Raw genomic sequence first — 22,821 nt, forward strand, 5'->3', positions numbered from 1 at the left:
TTATAGTTATACAAAAAGATACAAAACCTCTAAATATATTAAACGATTTAATTGCAACCGCTATATTTGTAATCATCATCACGCTCATAACCTCCTATTTTCTTGTAAGAGCCGTACTAAAACCTCTAAGAGATAACTTGAGGCTTCTTGATAACTTTATAAAAGAGACTACACATGAACTAAACACGCCTATAACTACGATTATGGCTAACATTGAGACACTCCAGAGTAAAGATTGTGATGAAAAATCTATGAAAAAACTACAAAGGATAAAAAGCGCCTCGGCAACCATATCTAACCTATATGAAGATCTAGTCTATATACTCTTAAACCATCAAGTCTCATCACAAAACAAAGAGCTTAACTTATCACAGATTTTGCAAGAGAGAGTTAGCTATTTCTCTTTTATGGCAAACGCAAAAAGGCTAACTCTTAACGTTGATATAGATGAAGGAGTTACCTTTTATGCAGATAAGAAAAAGATAGAAAAACTCATAGATAACATTCTCTCAAACGCCATAAAGTATACAAACAAAGCAACTACTATAACCATACGCTTAACACCTTCATATCTTTTGATTTCTGATGAAGGCAATGGAATGAGCCAAAAAGAGATAGGTATGATATTTCAGAGATATAAGAGATTTGATAAAACACAAGGCGGTTTTGGCATAGGGTACAGCATCATCAAATCCATAGTTGATGAGTATTATATAGATATAGATATAAAATCAGAACTTCAAAAAGGTACAAAGGTAACACTGAAATGGTAAAGATACTGCTTGTAACAACTCTATTTTTGGGCATACTTGAGGCCTCTACGTTTAAAGAGAATTGTCTAAGTTGCCATGAAAATGACTTTAAATTCACTTTGATAATAAAAAAATATACCCAAAAATATAGTAGTGAGAAGAAAATCAAAGAGGCCATGTTTGAGTACTTAAGAGAACCAACTATCGAGAAGGCAATCCTGCCTTATGAGTATATAAACAGATTTGGCATAAAAGACAAAAGCAACTTAGATGACAAAACATTAAGAGATATGATAGATATCTACTATAAAGAATTTAACATGAAAGATGATATCTACTAAAGTAGTTATCTCTTAAAAATCTTTACAACTAGTAAAACTATAATTCCAATAACAAATCCAACTAGCATATCATTTAGTAGTGCAGGAAGCGCATCTATCTGGTGGTTATGCAAATACTCTACTTTATGAACAAGTATGCCACCACCAACTAAAATCATTGCAAATGTACCAACAAATGCCAATGCTTTAATAAGCTTTGGCATTGCACTTATAAGTAATTGTCCACTTTTTTGATGTTTCTTGTCTATAAGATAAAAACCGACATTATCCATCCTAACTATCATGGCAACAAGCCCATAAACTCCAAAAGTAGCAACAAGAGCAACTATGAGTGTAGAAGATACTTGTATCATAAATGGCTTCGCTGCAACTGCTGCAAGAGCAATTACAACTATCTCAATAGAGAGTATAAAGTCTGTTAAGACTGCTGATTTTATCTTTTGTTTTTCTATCTCTAAAATTGTCTCTGGAGTTGAATTTAACAGCTCCTCATGGTTCTCTTGATTCTCTTTATGAAACAGATACTCTTCAATCTTCTCAACACCCTCATAAAGCAAAAACAGCGCACCAAAAACAAGTATAATCGTGATTAATGTAGGAGCTATTGCGGTTAGTAAAAATGCAACTGGTAAGATAATAGCTTTGTTTTTCAGTGAGCCTTTTGTTATAGCCCAAATCACTGCTAACTCTCTTGATTGCTCAAACCCTGTTGCCTTTTGGGCATTAACTGCCAAATCATCGCCCAAAATTGCCGCTGTTTTTTGAGTAGCAACCTTACTAGAAACAGCAACATCATCAGCAAGCACTGCAATATCATCTAAAAGTAAAAAAATCCCTGATGCCATCTATCCTCTTTTTAAAAAATTATTTTAAATTTTTATATCTTTTATATCTTGATTCTTAATTATCCATCTAAAATAAAGCGCGCCAATTATAAACATAAAACCAATTAGAAATGTTATAAACTCTAAGGAGTAGCCTTTTGTTGCTAAAAAACCTATCATAAATGATGTAAAAGTAGCTGATGCTAAAAACAACATGTCGTTATAGGCGACAATTCGTCCATAATATTTAGAGTCAATATTTTGTTGCAAAAGTGTGTATGTATATGACCAAAGTGTTGTAGTAAATAGTCCTACAAAGACACTAGCAAAAAGTGATGTGTAAAAATCTCTCATCAAATAAGCCCAGAGCCAAATTGCCAAAGCTTGAGATAAAAAGAAGTATGAGAACTTTTTATTGTTTGCCCATTTTGATAAAAGCATAGGACCTATCACGAGCCCAATAGCTCTAGAAGTATGCATCATCCCAAGTGCTAAAGAAGTAGCGATTATAGAAGCATAATATTTATCTACCATCAAAGCAACCAAAGCATCAAAAGCCGTAAATCCAACAAAAGAATGAAGTAACATAAGATGCATAGCTCTAGGTGTTCTCTTTAGATACTTAAAAGTATCTTTTATCATCTGAGCAAAACTCTCTTTTGTTTTTATAAACTCTACATCTATTTCTGTTTTGTAAAGAATATAAAAAGCAACAACAAACATAGATGCATCAAGCATAAATGCAACCTTTACACCAAACCAAAAAACAACAAATCCACTAAGTGCCATACCTAAAGTATAAGAAAATGACCAGATGATTGAGTGTATCTCATTTGCTTTTTGTAGCTTCTTACCATCAAGGATTTTTGGCAGTAGTGACATCTCTGTTGTAAAATAAAAACTAGCCGCTGCCATCTTTAAAAAAACAAGTATATATAAAAGCCATAAATCTGCAACATTGTTTACAAAGATAAGAAAAAGAGTTGTAAATATCTCAAAAACAAGAAGAGATAAAAGAAGTTTTTTTGGTTTAACACTATCAATTATAGAGCCTGAAAATGGAGCTTGAATAATCCCTGATAAGAAATGAAGCATAGCCGTAAATCCAATAACTTCTGCAGATACATTCATATTTAACAAAAGTGTATATATAGCTACATTACTAAACCATGCCCCAAAATATGCTATTAATTGTACAGTGGATAAGCGCCTTAAGATAGGCTGAGATTGCAATAATTTTATATAATCATTCATAAATGAAAGGGTATCATAAATAGTTCTAAAAAAAAGAAATATAAAACATTATTTAATTAAAGTGTTTCTTCTTTATGTCGATTTAAGGTCTAATAATGTTTTAAAAACAAAGGAGTAAGTCATGGATGGCATAGCAAATGTTGCAAAACAACAACAAACTCAGATGAAATCTGCTCAAATGGAGCAATCACAAGTAGAACAACCAAGACAGGTAGATGTAGTCAAAGAGATACAACAAGAGAGTCCTCAAAAAATAGATTCTAAAGAACAAGTTATAGATTTAGTAGACCAACTAAACAAAGCGCTTGCTCCAATGAATACAAACATAAGATTTGGTGTTGACCAAGAAGATGTTTTTTATGTTTCAGTTGTAGAGTCTGAAACAAGCAAAATAATAAGAAGATTTCCAGCTGAGCAAGCTGCTGATTTTCTACCAAAAATGCAAGAAGTTACAGGTATACTGTTTGATTTAAAAGGGTAATTAAAAACCCTTTTAAATCCACTATAAACCCACCTTTTTTTTAATTGTCTCCCCTTTATCTTTTTCTGCTAACCATTATTTAATATCTTTTGTAGTAAAATCGCGACAATTATTTTGTTTGTAAGGGTTTTATTATGAAAAAAGAAGTCAAAAAAGTAGTTTTAGCGTATTCAGGTGGACTTGATACAAGTGTCATTTTGAAATGGCTCCAAGATGAGTATAAGTGTGAAGTTGTAACTTTTACTGCCGATATCGGTCAAGGCGAAGAGGTTGAACCAGCACGTGCTAAAGCCATAGCTCTAGGTATAAAACCTGAAAATATTTTTATTGATGATTTAAAAGAAGAGTTTGTAAAAGATTATGTTTTCCCTATGTTTAGAGCAAATGCCATCTATGAGGGTGAGTACCTTCTTGGAACTTCAATAGCAAGACCACTTATCGCAAAAAGACAAGTTGAAATCGCTCACATCACTGGAGCTGATGGTGTAAGTCATGGTGCAACTGGAAAAGGAAATGATCAAGTTAGATTTGAGATGGGATACCTTAGCAAAGACTCAACTCTAACAGTTATCGCTCCATGGAGAGAATGGGATTTAAACTCAAGAGAGAAACTGTTAGCTTACGCTGAAGAACATGGTATACAGATAGAGAAAAAAGGTAAAAAATCTCCATATTCTATGGATGCAAACCTACTTCACATCTCTTATGAAGGTGGTATCTTAGAAGATCCAAATGCAGAGCCAGAAGATAGCATGTGGCTTTGGACAACTAAACCAGAAGACGCTCCAAACACTCCTGAGTACATTACAATAGGCTATAAAAATGGTGACCCAATCTCTTTAAATGGCGAAAAATTAACTCCTGCAACTATGCTTGCAACTCTTAACAAAATAGCTGGAAAACATGGTATTGGCCGTGCTGACATTGTTGAGAACAGATATGTAGGTATGAAGAGCCGTGGATGTTATGAGACACCAGGTGGAACTATCATGTTAAAAGGACACCGCGCTATTGAGTCATTAACACTTGACCGTGAAGAGGCTCACTTAAAAGATGAGTTAATGCCTCGTTATGCAAAACTTATCTATAACGGTTTTTGGTTCTCTCCAGAGCGTGAGATGCTCCAAGCTGCAATTGATACAACACAAAAGAATGTAGAGGGAGAAGTTAGATTAAAACTCTACAAAGGCTCAGTAAGTGTTGTTGGACGCAAATCAGACTCTTCACTTTTCAATCCAGAGTATTGTACATTTGAAGAAGATGCTGTTTATGATCAAAAAGATGCAGCAGGATTTATCAAGCTAAATGCATTAAGATTCATCATTGCTGGCAAAGCAAGAAAAAAATAAAACCCTTAAGGAGACATACATGAGCATAATTAAAATAGATATGAATTCACCTGAATTTAAAGAAGAAATGCAAAAAACTATAAGATTTACTGACAAGGTAAATCATCAGTTTGGCTGGGTGTACAATCCTCAAGAAGAGGTAAATGAAGGCGTACAAATGGGTCTTGCTAGAAACAAGATGATGTACTCAAAGCGTTTTTGCCCATGTTTTATGGTCGAAGTTGTTGATGAAAAGCCTAGAAGCGTAGAAGATAGAATCTGTCCATGCAAACCAGCAATTGAGATAGAAATTCCAGAAGATGGTGTTTGTCACTGTGGAATCTTCTGTACACCTGAATATGCAGCAAATAAGAGAGCTGAGATGGGCATGGAAGAAGTTGCTCATACACATTCTCGTGGCTTATCTAAAGAAGAAGCGATACTTTTACTAAACCAAAAAGAGATAGATGGCGATGAATTAATCTCTCTTCTTGAAGCAAAAAAACTAGGAATGGTAGACTTTAAACTAGTAGATGTTCGCGAACACATGGAGTGGCAAATGGGTCATATAAATGGCGCTGATAAGCTTGTCCCAACTAGCAGCTTTTTTGCAGCACTTGATGATGCCAAACTAGATAAAGAAGAAAATATAATTCTTTATTGCCATGTAGGAAGCCGCAGTGCTCACTGTGCTAGAATATTAGGCGACATGGGATACAAAAAAGTAGGAAACTTAACTTATGGAATCGTCTCTTATGGCGGCGAAATAGAGAGATAAGGATAAAAATGAAAATACTTTTAATAAAAGATGTAAAAACACTTGGAAAAGCGGGTGAAGTAAAAGAGGTCAAAGATGGTTATGGCCAAAACTTCTTAATTGCAAAAGGCTTTGCAAAACATGCAACTGCTGAAATTTTAGCGCAACATAAAGAAGATGAAAAAATCGCGGCAGAGAACCTTGCAAAAGAGATAGCTTCACTTAAAGATTTAGCTATTAAGCTTGATAAAGCAGAGATTGTTATCACTAAAAAACTAGGGCAAAATGGCCAACTTTTTGGATCAATTACAAAAGATGAAGTTGCTCATGCACTTTTAGAACAGCATAGTATAGAGATTGATAAAAAACATATAACAGATAAGCTCTCTATTAAAAGTGTAGGTGAACATGACTTAGACCTAAGATTAGGTCATGGTATCCATGCAACACTACATGTGGATGTTGTAGGCGAATAATGTTTGATGCAACAACTATCCTTGCATATAAAGGTAAAAACAGAGCAGTAATCGGTGGAGATGGACAGGTTACTTTTGGAAATAGTGTCCTTAAAGCAAATGCTACGAAAATCCGCACACTATATAATGGCAAAATCTTAGCTGGTTTTGCTGGAAGTACTGCTGATGCTTTTAATCTTTTTGATATGTTTGAAGATTTCCTAGAAGCAAAAAAAGGCGATATTTTAAAGTCTGTTGTTGAGTTTTCAAAAGCGTGGAGAAAAGATAAAGTTCTTCGTCGCCTTGAAGCTATGATGATTGTCCTAAATTCTGAGCACATTTTTATACTTACTGGAAATGGTGATGTTGTTGAACCAGAAGATGGAGAGATTGCTTCCATTGGAAGTGGTGGAAACTTTGCTATTTCAGCAGCGCGCGCGCTTAAAAAACACTCATCACTCGATGAAGAAGCTTTGGTTAGAGAGAGTTTAAGTATAGCAGCAGATTTGTGTATCTATACAAATCACAATATCAAAATTCTTTCATTAGATGGAGAAGATAAGTGAATTTAACACCAAAAGAGATTGTTGATTATTTAGACAAATATGTAATATCTCAACATAATGCTAAAAAAACAATCGCTCTTGCTCTTAGAACTAGATATAGAAGAATGCAGCTAAGTCCTGAACTTCAAAATGACATTACACCAAAAAATATTCTAATGATTGGCTCAACAGGAGTTGGTAAAACAGAGATTTCAAGACGATTAGCTAAGATGATGAAGGTTCCTTTTATCAAAGTTGAAGCTAGTAAATACACTGAAGTAGGCTTTGTAGGGCGTGATGTTGAGTCTATGATTAGAGATTTGGTTGTTGCATCTATTGCTATCGTTAAAGCTGAAAAAGAAGAAGAGAACAAAGAGAAGATTGAGAACTATGTTTTAAACAAGATAGTTGAAAAACTTCTTCCCCCTCTTCCCTATGGAGCTAGTGAGAGTAAAAAAGATGACTATCAAAGACTTCTTAGTGTCATGGAAGAGAAAGTTCTCTCAGGTGAGATGGATGATAAAATCATTCAGTTAGAAGTTGAGAAGATTCACGTAGAGTTCAATGATACAAACCTTCCTCCAGAGATGGCAAAAGTACAAGAGTCATTTTCTCGTGTATTTTCTCAAATGAATAAAGAAGATAACAAAAAAGAGTTAAGTGTAAAAGATGCAAAAGTCATCTTAAGAAGCGAAGCAAGTATAAAGCTCATAGACTCTACTCATATAAACGCTGAGGCTCTAAGACGCGCTGAAGATGGCGGAATTATCTTTCTTGATGAGATTGATAAAATAGCTATTAGTGAGAAGTCACAAGGTAGGAATGACCCAAGTAAAGAGGGAGTCCAAAGAGATTTACTCCCTATCGTTGAGGGAAGTAGCGTAAGTACAAAATATGGCGTTATAAATACTGATCATATTCTCTTCATCGCAGCTGGGGCTTTTCATCTATGCAAACCAAGTGATTTGATTCCGGAACTTCAAGGAAGATTTCCACTTAGAGTTGAGCTTGAATCTCTAACAGAAGAGACTCTGTACAAAATACTAACTCAAAAAACAAACTCTCTTTTAAAACAGTACGAAGCTCTTCTTAGTGTTGAGGGAATGAAACTAACTTTTGAAGATGAAGCGATTAAAGCCATTGCAAAATTAGCATATCGTGCAAATGAGATAGCTGAAGACATAGGAGCTAGAAGGCTCCATACAGTTATAGAGAAGATTTTAGAAGATGTTAGTTTTAATGCAAACGAGTACAAAGATAAAGAGTTTATAGTTACTTCAAAGTTAGTACATGAAAAGTTAGACACCATAGTAGAAAACAACGATCTCTCTAGATATATCTTATAGGAAAAAACATGGCAAACTCCGCCTCAACTAAACAAACCAAAGCTGGTTTAACTAAAGAAACCCGTGCGGGTTTTGTCTCTCTAATAGGTCGTCCAAACGCAGGAAAGAGTACTCTTATGAACTCTCTTTTGGGTGAAAACATTGCCATGGTAAGCCAAAAAGCAAATGCAACAAGAAAAAGATCAAATGCGATAGTTATGCATAATGATACTCAAATTATTTTTGTTGACACGCCAGGCCTACATGAGAGAGAAAAAGTACTAAATCAGTTTATGCTTGATGAAGCTCTAAAAGCTATGGGTGATTGTGACTTGATAGTTTATCTAGCTCCTATTACTGATAGTGTTGAGAATTATGAGAAGTTTTTAAAGCTTAATGACTCAAAGGTAAAACATATCATAGTTTTAAGCAAGATAGATCAAGTCTCACAAGACAAGCTCTTCAAAAAAATATTACAATACAATCAATTCTCAGATAGCTTTGAAGCACTTATCCCAATGGCTGTTCCAAAAAAAATTGGGCACAAAGATTTGCTTGAGACTATCTCAAAGTTGCTTCCGGAGTCTCCATTTCTTTTTGATCCAGAGGATTTAACAAGTGAGCTTGTGCGTAACATATATGCTGGATTTATCCGTGAAGGTGTTTTTCAAAATGTAAGTGATGAGATTCCTTATGAATCTGATGTCATTATAGAAAAAATAGAAGAAGAAAAAAATGTAGATAAAATCATTGCAACTATCATTGTAGAAAAAGAGTCTCAAAAAGGGATAATTATCGGCAGAGGTGGAGAAGGCATAAAACGTATAGGCAAATACTCAAGAGAGAAGATAGAGATGCTAAGTGGAAAAAAAGCATACCTTGATTTACAAGTTGTTGTAAAAAAAGGCTGGAGTAAAGATAAATCATATTTACAAGAGATAGGTTACACATCATGAAGATACTACTGTTTATACTACTTAGTTTAAATGTTTACGCTGTTGATATATTAACAAGCTACAGAAATAATGGTACTGCTGACATTGAGAAGCAGATGGATTTAGAGCTCTCAAATGAAGAGTATTGGAAAACTCAGGTTAAAGATAAAGATCTGGATTTTGGATATATTGAATCATTTGAAAATATACTTACATGCGACAAAGCGCAATCATCTTTAAACCTTTACTCACTTGATGAAAATAAAAGTTTTAAATTTAGAAAAAAGTACAGTGCATATACAGGAAAAATGAAGGGTGACAAAGTAAAAGAGGGAGATTTAAGAACTCCAACTGGAATTTATCAAATCACTCAAAAACTCTCTAAAGAGACTAAACTAGACCCTTTTTATGGACCATTTGCTTTTGTTACGTCATACCCAAACGTTTATGACTCATATAAAGGAAAAAATGGCTCTGGTATATGGATACACGGCCTTCCATCAGAAGATAGAGATGAGTTTACAAGAGGTTGTATAGCGATAAACAACTCAAGCATTGAGTGTTTAAATAAAAACATTGATATCTCTAAAACACTTCTTGTAATTAATGACACTGAAGTTAAGCAAAATGTTCTCAAAGAAGACCTTGTTACTATCCTTGCACAGTTATATGCTTGGAGATATGCATGGTTATACGATGATATAAAAAGTTATTTAAGTTTTTATGCTTCAAATTTTGTTAGATTTGATGGAATGGATATCGAAAAATTTAGAAGCTATAAAACAAGAGTTTTTCAAAAAAATGAGAAAAAAACTATTCTTTTCAATGAGATAAATATTCTTCCTTATCCAAATAGTTTGAATACTTACGAGATAACATTTCAAGAACATTATAAATCTGATAGTTTTGAATTTAATGGAGATAAAACTTTAATTATTGAACTAGATAAGAATAAAAAAATAAAAATATTAACAGAAAAATAAAGAGAGTATCTTATGAAAAATATTACACTAAAGCTCTCTCTTTTTTTAGCGTTTCTTGCTCCACTATTTGGAGATATTCAACTTATTAAACAAGAAAACAACAATTCAGACACGACTCTTCTTGTAATAGGCGGTATACATGGTGATGAACCTGGTGGATATTTTGCTGCATCCATATTAGCAACACATTACAAAATAGACTCAAATAACTTATGGGTAGTTCCAAATTTAAATAAAGATAGTATTGTTGGTGATAATAGAGGCTTAAATGGAGATATGAATAGAAAATTTTCTGTTATAAAAGAAAATGACAAAGATAAACAAACTGTAGAAGATATCAAAGAGATTATTTTACAAAAAAAAGTCTCTTTAGTTTTGAACCTGCATGATGGAAATGGATTTTATAGAAAAACTAATAAAGGAAATATATTTAATCCAAATGCATGGGGACAAACATGTGTTATAGATCAATGTGCTTTACCTATAGATCAACCATTTGGTAATCTAAATAAGATAGCTTTAGATGTAAAAGAAGCGGTCAACAAAAGATTAATTGAAGAACATCATACTTTTGATGTAAAAAATACAAATACTAAGTTTGATGATGAAGCAATGCAACTCTCTCTTACATATTTTGCCGTAACAAACAATAAACCAGCTTTTGCAATAGAGAGTAGTAAAAACCTACCTTCATTATCTCAAAAAGTTTTTTATCATCTACTTGCTATCGAAGAATTTATGAATATTATGAATATTTCTTTTAAAAGAGAGTTTGAGCTAAGTGAACAAAATATAGATGAAATACTAAAAAATAACGGTAGTTTGATAATAAATAGTAATATTTCTATAGATTTAACAAATATAAAAAATATTTTAAGCTTTGTTCCGATAAAATCAGAAAATAACGTGTTTAAATTTTCTAACACGTTAGGAAACATTGTGAAAGATGGGCGAAATTTTGTTGTTTATATAGGCAATAAAAAAGTAACCATTCTTGCCCCACAATATTTTGAGATGCGAGGACCTTGTAAAAAAGAGTTTGAAGCAATTGTTGATAAAGAGAGAGTTTCTTTAAACAATACTTCAGAATTTTTTGTAAATGACGATTTTAAAATTGTTAAAGATGATGAATACCGTGTTAATATTATTGGTTACAAAGCAATTGGTCGAGTTGATGAGAGTGATATAACTGTTTCGCTTAAAGATTTTGACAAAAAATTCTCAATAGATATAGATGAAAGAGTTTATAGAATTGAGTTTTATAAAAACAGTGAATTTTGTTTTATGTCCAAAGTTCATTTTAAAGAGGATAATACAAAATGAGTAAAAAAGAACAGCACTCTTTCTCTAGTGTACTTTCTATAAATCCATATAAAAACAGTTATGTTTTGAGTACTGCAAGCAGTTTGAATGTGGTAACAACTCCTATATACAATAAAGATCAATATGTAATCTCTTATTTAAATACAAAAAGTTTTATTAATAGTCAAATAGCTATAAGCAAAAATATTCCGCAAGAGGATTTATATGATGCTATATACAACAAAGCATATGATGAGCTAGGCCTTGATCAAGCAATTTTGTACCAAATTGAGTACATTGAAACTTTTAATAAGTTAGATGAAGCAAATAGAAATTTTCACGTATTTATTATAGACCCTATAACTGTTGGGGATGCTTTTAAAGGCGCGGTTGATAAAATTAAATATATTGATTATATTATCCCCTCTCCTCTTTTACTCAAATCTCTCTACTCTAAAGACTTAATAGAAGATAGTGGTGTTCACTGTTTTATTTACTTCCAAGAAAATGATACCTTCATTACAATCTATAATGAAAAAGAGTTTATATATACAAAATCCATAAACTACTCGTTTGCGCAGATGCATGAGAGATTTTGTGAACTCTATGGAGAGATGGTTGAATATGAAGATTTTATTAATTTTTTATCTTATGAAGATTTAAAAACTACTGATAGTAACTATAAAACTTTTATTATTAAACTATATAAAGAAATTTTTGCAAACATAAATGATATTTTAACCTATGTAAAAAGAGCGTTAAATATAGAAAAAATAGAGTGTGTGTATATAGACACTCAACTCCCTTCTATTACTAAAATATATGAGATGGCAGAAGTTGAGCTTGGAATCAAAAGTTCTAGTTTTAACTTCAACTATGGATTTATCAGTAATGACTCTCATATAGATCACTTTCATGTTCTTATGCATATTTACTCGACTCTTGCACAAAAGGATAGATATGAGTGTAATTTCACTCTATATCATCGTCCTCCAAAATTTGCACAAAGAGAGAGTGGTCGTGCCATACTTATTTCCGTAGCAGCTTTAGTTATAGCCTTTATCTATCCTGTTTCTTATTGGACATTAACGTACGCTCAAACTATTCAATACAAATTACTTGAAGAAGAGTATAGAAATGTACACAATATCAAGACAACAAGAGAAGCAATAATAAAAAATAAAGAGGCAGAAAAAGATAAAGTTTATAAGCTTGTAGAACATGAAAAAGAAGAGTATTTAAGTAAAAAAAATACACTTATAAAAATTCATGATGTAAAAGTAAACTATCCAATGAAAGCTGATTTATTACAAATCCTCACAAAAGATTTCAATACTTTTAATGTAAATCTAGAGAGTGCTTTTTACTCTGAACAAGAGAAAAGTGAAAAAAGTGAGGCTTATAAAGAGTTCAAGTTTGGTCTAGTTTCCTCAAATGATAAAAAAATAACAGATCTGATTAAATACTTAACTAAGACCTATGGGGATAAATTTCACTTCTCTATAAATGAAATATCGTACAATGTAGATGAAAAGTTGTACTTTGGTGAATTAAAGGTGAATTTAATATGAATTTTAGATTAATGATTGAAGAGACATTACAAAGAATGGACGCCTTCTTTAAAGAAAAATCTCAAAAAGATACCTATATGGTATATATTATGATTATTGTTATTTTATCTGCTTTGGCTTATCCGTTTTATGATAGCTCAACTAATGAATTTAATGTTATAAAAGACAAAGTAACCCAAGTAACAACAAAAATAAATGCTGATAAAATGTATCTTAAAATAAATACAGAAGCTGTTGTGGCAAAGCTTGGTGCTGATATTATTGGTTTAGAAAAAGATTTGGTTATCTTAAAAGATCAAAACAGCTATATAAAAGAGAAAATAGAAGCAATTTCATCACTTATATATAATGAAAAAGCTTGGGGTGAATACTTAAACTCTATTTCTATCCATGCTAAAAATCACAATATTAATATTGTCAAATTTATTAACACATATTCACTACATAATGAAGCTTCCTTTGGTCATGTTCTTGATATTTCTCTTAATGTTACTGGGAATTATCTAGACATTATAAAATTTATCAACTCGCTAGAACAGAGTGAATTGGTAGTAGATGTACATGACTTAGATTTAAAGGCTCAAGATGCACTCAACACAAAAATTGATATTTCAGTTTGGGGGATTACATACTAATGAAAACAACATTAACAATATTGCTAACATTATTATTATCAAATAACCTTCTTTCATCTGAATTAGACTGGGTTAATGAGCAAATCGAGGCTATTAAACCTCCAAGAAAAGGTGTTGTAGTAACCGGCGTGTCAAATCCTTTTGTCTTTTTAAAAAAAAATATGCCAAAAGACAGCAAAAAAGACACCTCTTCTGCATCAACTCAAAAGTCAAGTGTTGTTGATACTGGCATAGAAAAACCAAAACTAGAAGTCATTAGTGTTTCTAGTTTTGATTTAAGCGCAATCATAAACTCTTCAGCTATGATTAATGGTAGTTGGTACAAAGTAGACGATGTTGTAAAAGGATATACTATCTCCGAAATAACTAAAGATGGTGTAATTCTAAAAAAAGATAAGAAACTTATTCTTTTATCAACAACAACAAAAAAACAAACTTTAAAATTTAAAAATAAGTAGGGCAGATATTATGAAACTTATAAAAACAACAATGTACTCAACTCTTCTAACGCTTCTTGTCTCAAGTAACGTTTATGCAGCAGATTGTTCTTATGAACTCTTTAGTATTAGTTCTACTAAAGATACTAAGATAATTGACTTTATTGAGCAGCTTAGTGATGAGTGTGATTTTAGTATCATAGTTACTGACCCAAATGCACAAAAATTTTTGGATACAAACTTAAATAAGACAAACCTAAACAACCTCACAATAGATGAAGTATTTAATATTGTATTAAAAGAGAACAATTTAACATATTCTCTTCAAAACAATCTACTAAAAATTTCTTATCTAGAAACTAAGATGTTTAACATTGACTATATACTCTCACAAAGAAAGAGTGAATCCAAAACAAATATTACTCTCTCTTCAGAAGGAGCAGGAACCTCTACTATGACGGGAGCTGCTTCCCGTACTACTGGAACTACGGGAACAGCAGGCGTAGATGAAGTTGGTGGTGGATCTGCTGGTAAATCTGGAATGAATGTAAATAGTACTGATGAAGTTCAATTCTGGCATCAATTAGATTTAGAGTTTCAAAATGTATTAAACAGACCTCAAGATGTTTATACTGCAGAAGCACCTATTATAAATAAAAATGCTGGAATTATTACAGTTACAGCAACTATAAAGCAGATGGAAAGATTTGAAGGATATCTTAAAAAGCTTCAAGATAAAGTTCAACTTCAGGTTCTTATAGACGTTCAGCTACTATCAGTTACTCTAAGTGATGGTAAAACCACGGGAGTTGATTGGTCGCAACTATATAAACTTCAAAATATTGATCTTAGTGTAGATAAACTTTTCCACAAAAATGTATCAAAATTTGAAGATGGTAAAATTACAACAGCGTTTGCAGGTGGTGGAGCTAGTGAAAACTCACATCTTATAGAAATTAGCGCTCAAGGTTCTTTAAATGAGGTTATAAAGTTCCTCAAAACTCAAGGCTCTGTATCTTCTATATCAAACCCAAAAGTTTTAACTCTAAACAATCAACCAGCTTTAATAACAGCAGGAACAGAGTACTTCTATAAGATAACAAGCACAGAAACCTTAGCAGGTGGCTCAACCGGTACACAAAGTACAAGTGAGGATTTACAATCAGTATTTGCAGGTGTTTTACTTGATATTACTCCAGAAATCTCTGATGACAATATGATAACACTAAAAATCAATCCTTCACTATCAGAAACAGCAACCGACATGTCAACAATTCCTGGTGAGGACAGAACAATGCCACCAGATCTTAGTCGACGCCAACTCTCATCTGTTGTAACTGTCAAGGATGGAAATCGTATTATATTAGGTGGTTTAATTAACACAAGCAACAGTATAGATATAAATAAAGTTCCTATTTTAGGTGACATTCCTATCATTAATTATCTTTTTAAATATGAAAACAAATTGAAAATCACTCAAGAACTAGTCATAGTAATTGAACCTCGTATTGTTGCAAAAGGGAAAAAAGATTTATCTCTTTCAGAACTAGGATACAGCGGGCTCTCAGAAGATATCTTAAAAAGCACAAAAGATGCTATAACTACCACTACAAACAGCATAAAAGAGGATGATTGAAACCAAGTATCTATGAAAACTCTAGAGATGTTTTTTTAGATACTGTTAACGCTAAAGATTACATCCAGCTTGAGAGAATTTCGGCTATTTATGATTCCTTAAAAGATTCCATTGAAAAGCCACTTAAAATGGTTCTTTTATATGGAAAGCCAGGAACAGGAAAGAGTATGTTTTTATCAAGACTTTATCAAAATCTTCTGCCTTTGCAAAAAGTATACCTTTATAGCACGCCTATCTTAGATGAGAGTGAATTTTTCAAAACATTAGCTCAAGATCTCTATGGCATTGCGTATGATGGAGAGCTAAATTTTACACAATTCATAAAAATTCTAGAAAACAGAGAATTACAAGACACAGCCATTCCTCTAATACTCCTTGATGAAGCTCAACTTTATTCAACAGCAATGATGGAGAAGATAAGACTTCTCTCAGATACTAGAAAAGTAAAGTTTTTAATTGCTCTTCATAAAACAGACAAAGAAGATATTATCGCAAAAGAGCATTTTCAAACAAGAATATGGGAGAGTATAAAACTAGAGAACTCCTCAAATTCAGAGCTAAAAATATATATCCAAAAGAAACTTATGAAGGCAAATTGTATAGATACAGCAAGCATGTTTACTCAAAAATCTATAAACCTTATTCATAAGCTAACTGATGGGAACTTTAGAAATGCAAATAAGTTGGTATATACACTTTTTGATATATATCTATATTATGCAAACACAAATCCAAGTAAAATAACCAAAGGTGAAGTTTCAACAAAATATATTGAGATGGCAGCAATACATACAGGATTGATAAATGCTTAATGTTAGTGAGTTAGAATTTAAACATAAAAAATATAAAAGAAGCTTCTATTACAGATATTTAATTATTTTTTCTGTAGTTATAATAGGGTTGATACCTATTTTACTATTTACTCTATTTGATGAAAAAGTAGAAATACAAACTACAAAACAACAAGCCATAATAACTCCAATTATTGAAGAAAAAAATGACTCTATCACACAGGACTCAAATAGTACACTAATTATTGTAGAAGAAAATATCTCAAAAAAAGAAAAAATAATACCTATTATAGAGACAAAAGAAATTGAAGATAATAGCAGTATCTTAGAAGAAAAAAGAGTGCTTCTTACCCCATCATTAAGCTTTATAGATAGAATTGAATCAAGTAATACACAACATATAACTAATGTTATTTCAGATATAAAAGAGGTTGAAGTAGAAAATATAGAACCAATAATTGAAGAAGTTAAGCCAAAAGAGCAAATTATAGTAAACAATAAGATAGAGAGTATAGAAAAAACTCTACCTCGCATAGAAGATAAAAAAACTTCTATAAATATAGAAAGAAAAGATGAAGAGAGTGATATTGCAGATGTTATAAAAAGATTTAACATTAACCACAATCCAGCACTTAGCCTCTTTATAGCAAAAAAATATTATCAATTAGGTAATTATGAACAAGCATATAATTACGCCCTAATGACAAATGATTTAAACAACAACATAGAAGGTAGTTGGATTATATTTTCAAAATCACTTGTTAAAATGAATAAAAAAGAGTTAGCAATTGAGACTCTTAAAAAATATATCTCTTACTCTAACTCATCTCAAGCAAAGCAACTTTTAGATGAAATAACTTCAGGAAAATTCAAATGAAGACTTTACTGCTTATCTGTATAGCAATAATATTACATGCAGATGTTAAACAAGAGATACTTCATCTTTATCAAAATAAAAACTTTGAAGAGGCCTGCAATATTGGTTTTAAAAACTTTTTTGATAACTCAAGAGATGAAGAATATGTGTCACTATACTCACTTGCATGCTTAAATATTGACTATATTGATCGCCTCTATATATCTCTTACAGCTCTAAAATATTCCAAAGAAGCAAGAGCTAATGCGGCTTACTTCTCTACTATACTTTTACAAAAAAAACTTCTCTATCATGCAATGGTTGATGATTATGATATATCTAACTTAATTCTTCCAAAAACTGATTATGTACTATCGAAGGTATTTGATTTATATGTAAAAAATACCAAAGGTGAAAAAAAAGAGTTTTATTTTTTTGATGATGAAAATGATGCTACATTAAAATATAAACTTTATGTCATAAAAGAAAACAGTACATACAAAGTAGTTATTGAAGAATTTTATAACTCCATTAGTATAAAAAAACATATTTATTGGTAGGGACATAATGGACAGAATTACATTAGATTTATTGGCAAATGGCTCCATTATGAAGAGCCAGGTTGATAGGTTAATTTCTAAAGGGCTTGATGGCAACTTAATACTCAGAGATATTACAATATCTGGATTTATGACTATGGATAGGCTTGTACGGTTTATTGTAGATAAAATTCAATCTGGGGAGTATCACCTATCAATTATAAATAACTATGACTATATTCAAGAAAAAGATGTTCTTGTAAAGTTAGCTCAAAAATTAAATATTCAATTTTTAGATTTAGATTCAATTGATGTGGATTATAGACTTATTGAAAAAGTTTCACTTACACAACTAAAAAAATATTATGCATTTCCAATTTCAGAGGATGATTTAAGTGTAACAGTAGCTTTTTATGATTCGTTAAATATAGAAGCTCAAGAGTCAGTACAAAGGCTTTTTCCAAAAAAACCAATTAAAATTGCAGTGGCTACAAAACGACAGCTTGATTCATATCTTTTTAAAGTAGAGTTAAAAGATAGTATAAAAGGACTTGTTAAAAAAATTCGTGATGAATTAAACTCTATAAGTTCATTAGAAGAGCAACAAGAAGCTTCATCTATACTTCTTTTAATTGATGTTATCTTAAGTGCATGTATTAAAGATCGTGCCAGTGACGTGCATATTGAACCAACTGAGAAAAACTGTGTTGTTAGAACACGTATTGATGGTAAATTAGTTGAAATCTTTATATTTGAAAAAGATATTTATCCTCCTCTTGCTTCTAGGCTCAAGCTACTAGCAAATCTAGACATCGCGGAGAAAAGAAAACCTCAAGATGGTCGTTTTTCTACAATGGTTGGCCCAAGAGAATATGACTTTCGTATCTCTACACTGCCTATTTTATATGGTGAATCAATAGTTATGAGGGTTCTAGATAAACAAAAAGCTCTTGTTAAATTAGAAGATGCTGGAATGGATCCATTTAGTTATCAAAAATTTTTAAAATCACTCCAAACTCCATATGGTATCATACTAGTAACGGGACCAACTGGAAGTGGAAAGACAACTACACTTTATGGTGCTCTAAATGAGCTAAGAAACGTAGAAGATAAGGTAATAACTGTTGAGGACCCTGTTGAGTATAGAATGAACCTAATCCAGCAAGTACAAGTAAACCCAAAAGTAGGCCTTACTTTTGCAGCTGCTCTTAGGTCAATTTTAAGACAAGATCCAGATAAGATAATGATTGGTGAGATCCGTGACTCAGAAACGTTAGAAATTGCTGTAAAAGCTGCTTTAACTGGTCACTTAGTTATATCAACTCTGCATACAAATGACTCTATCAGTGCAATTACTCGTATGGTAGATATGGGAATAGCTCCTTATCTTATAAGTGGTTCTTTGGTTGCTATACAAGCGCAAAGACTTGTAAGAAAAATTTGTCTTCATTGTAAAACAGAAGAAAAAGTTTCAGCATCTGTTTTAGAAGAGTTAAGAGGTTTAGCTCCTGTTGATAGTAAGTTTTATATTGGCAAAGGGTGCAGAGAGTGTAAAGAGACGGGATATATGGGAAGAGAGATGATTTGTGAGGTTTTAGTTGTTAATGAAAAAATCTCATCTCTTATTGCAAAAAATGCATCAGTTGAACTTATACACACTCAAGCGGTTGAAGATGGATTTGTAGGACTGTTTCAAAACGGTATAGACAAAGCTCTTGCAGGGATTACAAGTATAGAAGAAATTTTAAGGGTGGCTAAATAATGAAGTACTTTGTAGCAACTATACTAACAAAAGGTAAAAAAGAGCAAATTGGAATGTATGCTGAAGACAGAAAGCAAGCTAATGAACTCGTGAAATTAAAGTACTCAGGGATTATCCTAAAAGTATCAGAAGAGGCAGAGCCTCTTGAAGCACAGCTAAAGAGATTTAAAACAAATTTACTGAGCAATATAAAAAAAAGGAAGATAAAACAAGATGCTTTAATTGCATCTATTAGGCAACTAGCCGTTATGACAAATGCTGGTATCTCTATCTATGATTCACTTAGCGAAATATCTAAATCAACAACAGATGAAACACTAAAACTTGTTTTTGGAAAACTAGCAGAAGATATCAACTCTGGGCATTCACTATCAAAATCAATGAACAACTTCCGTTTTGAGCTAGGAAATCTTGCAATTGCAATGGTTCAACTTGGAGAAAAAACAGGTAATCTTGATGATGCACTATATTCTCTTGCTAATATGCTTGAGGAGATTCGCGCTAATGTTGTTAAGTTTAAAAAAGCCATGGCGTACCCAAGAAATGTAATGATAGCTATGGCAGTTGCCTTTGTTATCCTAATCTCTTATGTTGTTCCAAACTTTAAAACTATGTTTGAAAAGTTACATGCAGATCTTCCTCTGCCAACACTTATTTTATTAAAATTAGAACATATTTTTAATAATTATGGACTTTATGTACTAGCTATACTATTTATAAGCTTTGTTGTTTTTAAATACCTAATAACTAATTACCAGAACATAAGATATGGCTGGCATGAAGTTTTACTAAAAACATATTTGATTAAAAATATCATTATGTATGCAACACTAAGCAGGTTTACTCTTGTTTTCTCAGAACTAATTCGTGCTGGTATTCCAATAGCTGAAGCACTTGAGACATCAATATCTATGATTGACAATCTTCCTCTAAAAAACAAGCTCTCTTCTGTTAGATTTGCAGTTGAGAAAGGTTCTTCTTTGCATGTAGGTTTAGAAGATACAAAGCTTTTTGAAAATATGATTATTCAAATGATAAGTGCTGGAGAAGATAGTGGTACGCTAGACACAATGATAGGAAAAGTAGCAGAATACTACAAGATGAGATTTGATGCAATCATTGATGGCTTATCAGAATCAATTGAGCCAATTATGCTATTTATTATTGCTAGTATGGTTTTACTACTTGCTCTTGGTATATTTTTACCGATGTGGGATATGGGTAACGCAGTTATGGGCAAACAGTAGAAAAAATTCTACTTGCTCATAAATTATCTTTAAGCTATATTTGTAAACACTTTTTGAACATCTTCATCATCTTCTAATTTATCTATTATTTTGTCTATATCTGTTTGTTGTTCTTGCGTAAGTGATATAGGAGAAGTTGACATTCTCTCTAGATTTGCTTTTATAATCTCTATACCCATATCTTCTAAAGCGCTATTAATTGAGCCAAAGCTTTTATAATCAGCTGATATAATAACTACACCCTCTTCTTCTTCTATTTCTTCTAGCCCAGCATCAATCAACTCAAGTTCTAACTCTTCAAGATCCATGGCATCTTTTAATGCAAATTCAAAGATGGCTTTTCTATCAAACATAAACTCTAAAGAGCCTTTTATAAGCATCTCTGCGCCATGTTTTGTTAATATATTTTTTACATTTGCAACCGTTCTTGTATTATTATCAGTCATGCACTCTATAAAAAATTGAACTCCATGAGGAGCTTTTGCTTCAAAACTTACCTCTAACATACTAGCAGTATCTTTAGAAGAAGCTCTTTTAATAGCTGCTTCAATATTATCTTTTGGCATATTTTCAGCTTTTGCATTAATGATTGCTGTTCTAAGTCTAGCATTCATACTAGGGTCACCACCACCATCTTTTGCAGCCATTGTAATAATCTTTCCAAGTTTTGGAAACAGTTTTGACATTGCTCCCCATCTTTTTAATTTCGATGCTTTTCTATACTCAAAGGCTCTTCCCATAGACTTTTCCTTACCTGTTATATATGTTATTTTATATTTAGACTGATTTTAAAATCAAAAATGTATAATAGCATAATACAATGCAGTAGGAATTTAAATGTTCTCTAATTTTAGGATCAAAAACCATTTTTTTAATGCCTTTCGTGAGCTTTTTGTTCACCATCACGGCTCACTAGAATTTAGAGCAAAGATATTGGCACTAATCATTTTGGCAAATGAAGAAATTAAACCAGATAATTACACCATTGTCAAAAACATAGGTATGAATATATACAAAAATGATGAAGATAGAGCCAATATACTTATGTTATTAACAAAAGAACTTGTTCTAAGAGTTAAAGAAGATAATGGCCTTGATATAGACACTCTTGTTTCAAATATTCAAAAAGAGTTAAAGCTATCACCAAGATATGCTAAGAAAATAGATGTAGAATCTTTAGAACCACTCTTAAATATCTCACATAATAGTGATACTCTTGCTTATCAAAAAAATATAATAGAGTTTTTAAAATCTATAAAAGAAGAGACTCTTCATGAGAAAAAATCACAAATTGCAAAGGATGAAGAGGGTATTGGATCTAAATATTAAAAAGTTCTTTATCAAAAAAACTCTCTTTTGAGATATTTTTAAATGAAGCATTAAGGCTTGTAAAGAGGGTTGGAAACTCTTTTTCCATCTTAGATAGCATCTCTTTTGTAGTCGCCCTTGCGTGAGGCATTTTTATATCAAACCTCATGGATGGACAAGCCTCATCACCAATTGTTTCTATATTATTATCACGAGCAAATGCTTCTAACTGGCGCTCTCTCATCTCTATAAGAGGGCGAATAACTGTCACTCCTCTATCTGCTTTGTATTTTGGAGCAAGACTTCTAAGCTGCCCGTTATAGATAAAGTTCATAAAAAAACTCTCAGCTGCATCATCCATATGGTGACCAAGTGCTAATTTATTACATCCAAACTTTTCAGCGGCACTATATAGTGAACCTCTTCTCATTCTTGAGAAAAAACTACAAAATGACGAATTTTTTCTTATTTTATCTTCTGCAATATCATAAATATTTGTATCATAAATCTCATACGCTATATCATGCTCTTTGCAGTGAGCTTTTAATTTTTCATAATTTTCTCCCATCCCATAAGAGACAGTCACTGCAATAAATTCAAACTTAAATGGAGCGCGACGTTGCTGTTCTTTTAATGCATGTATTAGTGTGAGTGAATCTTTACCACCACTAAGACCAACTAAAATCTTATCGCCCTCTTCTATTAAGTTGAACTGTGCATTTGTCTTGCCAAGCTTCGACATAATTTTTTTAGAAAT

General features: G+C 32.0%; 25 protein-coding genes. 21 read left to right on the top strand and 4 right to left on the bottom strand.

Translation table 11 applies throughout. The features are described from left to right. Positions 1–773, top strand: a 773-nt coding sequence (locus tag PHI38_RS02795) for a HAMP domain-containing sensor histidine kinase (protein ID WP_299852525.1), incomplete at its 5' end; no start/stop codon positions are given. Then, positions 767–1,093, top strand: a complete 327-nt coding sequence (locus tag PHI38_RS02800) for a hypothetical protein (protein WP_299852528.1) — start codon at positions 767–769, stop codon at positions 1,091–1,093. The genes PHI38_RS02795 and PHI38_RS02800, both read left to right, overlap by 7 nt. A gap of 5 nt (positions 1,094–1,098) precedes the next feature. On the opposite strand, the gene PHI38_RS02805 is transcribed toward PHI38_RS02800, so the two are convergent. Beyond that, the gene (locus tag PHI38_RS02805) at positions 1,099–1,938 is read right to left on the bottom strand and encodes a DUF808 family protein (RefSeq protein WP_299852530.1); all 840 of its coding nucleotides are present in this window, start codon (positions 1,936–1,938) and stop codon (positions 1,099–1,101) included. A 24-nt stretch (positions 1,939–1,962) separates the two neighbouring features. Then, complete coding sequence (locus tag PHI38_RS02810) at positions 1,963–3,171, bottom strand: MFS transporter (RefSeq protein WP_299852532.1); 1,209 nt, start codon at positions 3,169–3,171, stop codon at positions 1,963–1,965. A gap of 121 nt (positions 3,172–3,292) precedes the next feature. On the opposite strand from PHI38_RS02810, the gene PHI38_RS02815 reads away from it, so the two are divergent. The 18 genes from PHI38_RS02815 to PHI38_RS02900 all read left to right on the top strand — a co-directional run bounded on the left by PHI38_RS02815 (position 3,293) and on the right by PHI38_RS02900 (position 20,756). Further along, positions 3,293–3,652 (top strand): flagellar protein FlaG, encoded by a 360-nt coding sequence (locus tag PHI38_RS02815; RefSeq protein ID WP_299852534.1) that lies wholly within the window; start codon positions 3,293–3,295, stop codon positions 3,650–3,652. A gap of 134 nt (positions 3,653–3,786) precedes the next feature. Beyond that, on the top strand, positions 3,787–5,001 hold the full coding sequence (locus tag PHI38_RS02820) for an argininosuccinate synthase (RefSeq protein WP_299852536.1): 1,215 nt from the start codon (positions 3,787–3,789) through the stop codon (positions 4,999–5,001). Between the two features lie 19 nt (positions 5,002–5,020). Continuing rightward, positions 5,021–5,758 carry a ferredoxin-thioredoxin reductase catalytic domain-containing protein gene (locus tag PHI38_RS02825; protein WP_299852539.1) on the top strand — a complete coding sequence of 246 codons (738 nt, stop codon included), beginning with the start codon at positions 5,021–5,023 and terminating at the stop codon, positions 5,756–5,758. A gap of 8 nt (positions 5,759–5,766) precedes the next feature. Continuing rightward, positions 5,767–6,213, top strand: coding sequence for a 50S ribosomal protein L9 (rplI, locus tag PHI38_RS02830; RefSeq protein WP_299852542.1), 447 nt, complete (start codon positions 5,767–5,769; stop codon positions 6,211–6,213). Next, complete coding sequence (gene hslV, locus PHI38_RS02835; RefSeq protein ID WP_299852546.1) at positions 6,213–6,758, top strand: ATP-dependent protease subunit HslV; 546 nt, start codon at positions 6,213–6,215, stop codon at positions 6,756–6,758. Before rplI ends, hslV begins: the two co-directional genes overlap by 1 nt. Then, positions 6,755–8,083 (top strand): HslU--HslV peptidase ATPase subunit, encoded by a 1,329-nt coding sequence (hslU, locus tag PHI38_RS02840; RefSeq protein WP_299852549.1) that lies wholly within the window; start codon positions 6,755–6,757, stop codon positions 8,081–8,083. Before hslV ends, hslU begins: the two co-directional genes overlap by 4 nt. An 8-nt stretch (positions 8,084–8,091) precedes the next feature. Then, a complete protein-coding gene (era, locus tag PHI38_RS02845) occupies positions 8,092–9,018 on the top strand; it encodes a GTPase Era (RefSeq protein WP_299852552.1) in 927 nt (308 codons plus the stop codon). Further along, the gene (locus PHI38_RS02850; protein WP_299852555.1) at positions 9,015–9,980 is read left to right on the top strand and encodes a L,D-transpeptidase family protein; all 966 of its coding nucleotides are present in this window, start codon (positions 9,015–9,017) and stop codon (positions 9,978–9,980) included. The genes era and PHI38_RS02850 overlap by 4 nt, the downstream gene beginning before the upstream one ends. A 12-nt stretch (positions 9,981–9,992) precedes the next feature. Continuing rightward, complete coding sequence (locus tag PHI38_RS02855) at positions 9,993–11,303, top strand: M99 family carboxypeptidase catalytic domain-containing protein (protein WP_299852558.1); 1,311 nt, start codon at positions 9,993–9,995, stop codon at positions 11,301–11,303. Next, positions 11,300–12,853: a hypothetical protein gene (locus tag PHI38_RS02860; protein WP_299852561.1), complete on the top strand. Its 1,554-nt coding sequence runs from the start codon at positions 11,300–11,302 to the stop codon at positions 12,851–12,853. The genes PHI38_RS02855 and PHI38_RS02860 overlap by 4 nt, the downstream gene beginning before the upstream one ends. After that, positions 12,850–13,488 (top strand): type 4a pilus biogenesis protein PilO, encoded by a 639-nt coding sequence (gene pilO, locus PHI38_RS02865; RefSeq protein WP_299852564.1) that lies wholly within the window; start codon positions 12,850–12,852, stop codon positions 13,486–13,488. The genes PHI38_RS02860 and pilO overlap by 4 nt, the downstream gene beginning before the upstream one ends. Then, the gene (locus PHI38_RS02870; RefSeq protein ID WP_299852567.1) at positions 13,488–13,946 is read left to right on the top strand and encodes a hypothetical protein; all 459 of its coding nucleotides are present in this window, start codon (positions 13,488–13,490) and stop codon (positions 13,944–13,946) included. Before pilO ends, PHI38_RS02870 begins: the two co-directional genes overlap by 1 nt. Before the next feature lie 10 nt (positions 13,947–13,956). Next, positions 13,957–15,561 (top strand): pilus (MSHA type) biogenesis protein MshL, encoded by a 1,605-nt coding sequence (gene mshL, locus PHI38_RS02875; RefSeq protein ID WP_299852570.1) that lies wholly within the window; start codon positions 13,957–13,959, stop codon positions 15,559–15,561. Continuing rightward, positions 15,558–16,373 (top strand): ATP-binding protein, encoded by an 816-nt coding sequence (locus PHI38_RS02880; RefSeq protein ID WP_299852573.1) that lies wholly within the window; start codon positions 15,558–15,560, stop codon positions 16,371–16,373. Before mshL ends, PHI38_RS02880 begins: the two co-directional genes overlap by 4 nt. Then, positions 16,366–17,229, top strand: coding sequence for a CDC27 family protein (locus PHI38_RS02885; RefSeq protein WP_299852576.1), 864 nt, complete (start codon positions 16,366–16,368; stop codon positions 17,227–17,229). The genes PHI38_RS02880 and PHI38_RS02885 overlap by 8 nt, the downstream gene beginning before the upstream one ends. Continuing rightward, complete coding sequence (locus tag PHI38_RS02890) at positions 17,226–17,768, top strand: hypothetical protein (protein WP_299852579.1); 543 nt, start codon at positions 17,226–17,228, stop codon at positions 17,766–17,768. The genes PHI38_RS02885 and PHI38_RS02890 overlap by 4 nt, the downstream gene beginning before the upstream one ends. Before the next feature lie 7 nt (positions 17,769–17,775). Further along, positions 17,776–19,509 (top strand): GspE/PulE family protein, encoded by a 1,734-nt coding sequence (locus PHI38_RS02895; RefSeq protein WP_299852581.1) that lies wholly within the window; start codon positions 17,776–17,778, stop codon positions 19,507–19,509. Next, positions 19,509–20,756 carry a type II secretion system F family protein gene (locus PHI38_RS02900; RefSeq protein ID WP_299852584.1) on the top strand — a complete coding sequence of 416 codons (1,248 nt, stop codon included), beginning with the start codon at positions 19,509–19,511 and terminating at the stop codon, positions 20,754–20,756. The genes PHI38_RS02895 and PHI38_RS02900 overlap by 1 nt, the downstream gene beginning before the upstream one ends. Before the next feature lie 29 nt (positions 20,757–20,785). Here PHI38_RS02900 and PHI38_RS02905 read toward each other — a convergent pair whose 3' ends face one another. Next, entirely contained in the window at positions 20,786–21,496 is a 711-nt protein-coding gene (locus tag PHI38_RS02905) for a YebC/PmpR family DNA-binding transcriptional regulator (RefSeq protein WP_299852587.1), read from the bottom strand. Positions 21,497–21,593: 97 nt separating this feature from the next. Here PHI38_RS02905 and PHI38_RS02910 point away from each other — a divergent pair, with 97 nt between their 5' ends. Then, positions 21,594–22,085, top strand: coding sequence for a hypothetical protein (locus PHI38_RS02910; protein WP_299852590.1), 492 nt, complete (start codon positions 21,594–21,596; stop codon positions 22,083–22,085). Here the strand turns inward: PHI38_RS02910 and PHI38_RS02915 are convergent. Further along, the gene (locus tag PHI38_RS02915; protein ID WP_299852638.1) at positions 22,075–22,806 is read right to left on the bottom strand and encodes an ATP-binding protein; all 732 of its coding nucleotides are present in this window, start codon (positions 22,804–22,806) and stop codon (positions 22,075–22,077) included. The two genes, PHI38_RS02910 and PHI38_RS02915, sit on opposite strands and share 11 nt — an antisense overlap. Between the last annotated feature and the right edge of the window lie 15 nt (positions 22,807–22,821).

It is taken from the genome of Sulfurimonas sp. (assembly GCF_028694895.1).
In the GTDB taxonomy this organism is placed as follows: domain Bacteria; phylum Campylobacterota; class Campylobacteria; order Campylobacterales; family Sulfurimonadaceae; genus Sulfurimonas.

Excerpts from the sequence above, each read along its gene's own strand:
- PHI38_RS02800 (WP_299852528.1), top strand. The coding sequence starts at position 767 with ATGGTAAAGATACTGCTTGTAACAACTCTATTTTTGGGCATACTTGAG.
- PHI38_RS02805 (WP_299852530.1), bottom strand. The coding sequence starts at position 1,938 with ATGGCATCAGGGATTTTTTTACTTTTAGATGATATTGCAGTGCTTGCT.
- PHI38_RS02810 (WP_299852532.1), bottom strand. The coding sequence starts at position 3,171 with ATGAATGATTATATAAAATTATTGCAATCTCAGCCTATCTTAAGGCGC.
- PHI38_RS02815 (WP_299852534.1), top strand. The coding sequence starts at position 3,293 with ATGGATGGCATAGCAAATGTTGCAAAACAACAACAAACTCAGATGAAA.
- PHI38_RS02820 (WP_299852536.1), top strand. The coding sequence starts at position 3,787 with ATGAAAAAAGAAGTCAAAAAAGTAGTTTTAGCGTATTCAGGTGGACTT.
- PHI38_RS02825 (WP_299852539.1), top strand. The coding sequence starts at position 5,021 with ATGAGCATAATTAAAATAGATATGAATTCACCTGAATTTAAAGAAGAA.
- rplI (WP_299852542.1), top strand. The coding sequence starts at position 5,767 with ATGAAAATACTTTTAATAAAAGATGTAAAAACACTTGGAAAAGCGGGT.
- hslV (WP_299852546.1), top strand. The coding sequence starts at position 6,213 with ATGTTTGATGCAACAACTATCCTTGCATATAAAGGTAAAAACAGAGCA.
- era (WP_299852552.1), top strand. The coding sequence starts at position 8,092 with ATGGCAAACTCCGCCTCAACTAAACAAACCAAAGCTGGTTTAACTAAA.
- PHI38_RS02850 (WP_299852555.1), top strand. The coding sequence starts at position 9,015 with ATGAAGATACTACTGTTTATACTACTTAGTTTAAATGTTTACGCTGTT.
- PHI38_RS02855 (WP_299852558.1), top strand. The coding sequence starts at position 9,993 with ATGAAAAATATTACACTAAAGCTCTCTCTTTTTTTAGCGTTTCTTGCT.
- PHI38_RS02860 (WP_299852561.1), top strand. The coding sequence starts at position 11,300 with ATGAGTAAAAAAGAACAGCACTCTTTCTCTAGTGTACTTTCTATAAAT.
- pilO (WP_299852564.1), top strand. The coding sequence starts at position 12,850 with ATGAATTTTAGATTAATGATTGAAGAGACATTACAAAGAATGGACGCC.
- PHI38_RS02870 (WP_299852567.1), top strand. The coding sequence starts at position 13,488 with ATGAAAACAACATTAACAATATTGCTAACATTATTATTATCAAATAAC.
- mshL (WP_299852570.1), top strand. The coding sequence starts at position 13,957 with ATGAAACTTATAAAAACAACAATGTACTCAACTCTTCTAACGCTTCTT.
- PHI38_RS02885 (WP_299852576.1), top strand. The coding sequence starts at position 16,366 with ATGCTTAATGTTAGTGAGTTAGAATTTAAACATAAAAAATATAAAAGA.
- PHI38_RS02890 (WP_299852579.1), top strand. The coding sequence starts at position 17,226 with ATGAAGACTTTACTGCTTATCTGTATAGCAATAATATTACATGCAGAT.
- PHI38_RS02895 (WP_299852581.1), top strand. The coding sequence starts at position 17,776 with ATGGACAGAATTACATTAGATTTATTGGCAAATGGCTCCATTATGAAG.
- PHI38_RS02900 (WP_299852584.1), top strand. The coding sequence starts at position 19,509 with ATGAAGTACTTTGTAGCAACTATACTAACAAAAGGTAAAAAAGAGCAA.
- PHI38_RS02905 (WP_299852587.1), bottom strand. The coding sequence starts at position 21,496 with ATGGGAAGAGCCTTTGAGTATAGAAAAGCATCGAAATTAAAAAGATGG.
- PHI38_RS02910 (WP_299852590.1), top strand. The coding sequence starts at position 21,594 with ATGTTCTCTAATTTTAGGATCAAAAACCATTTTTTTAATGCCTTTCGT.
- PHI38_RS02915 (WP_299852638.1), bottom strand. The coding sequence starts at position 22,806 with ATGTCGAAGCTTGGCAAGACAAATGCACAGTTCAACTTAATAGAAGAG.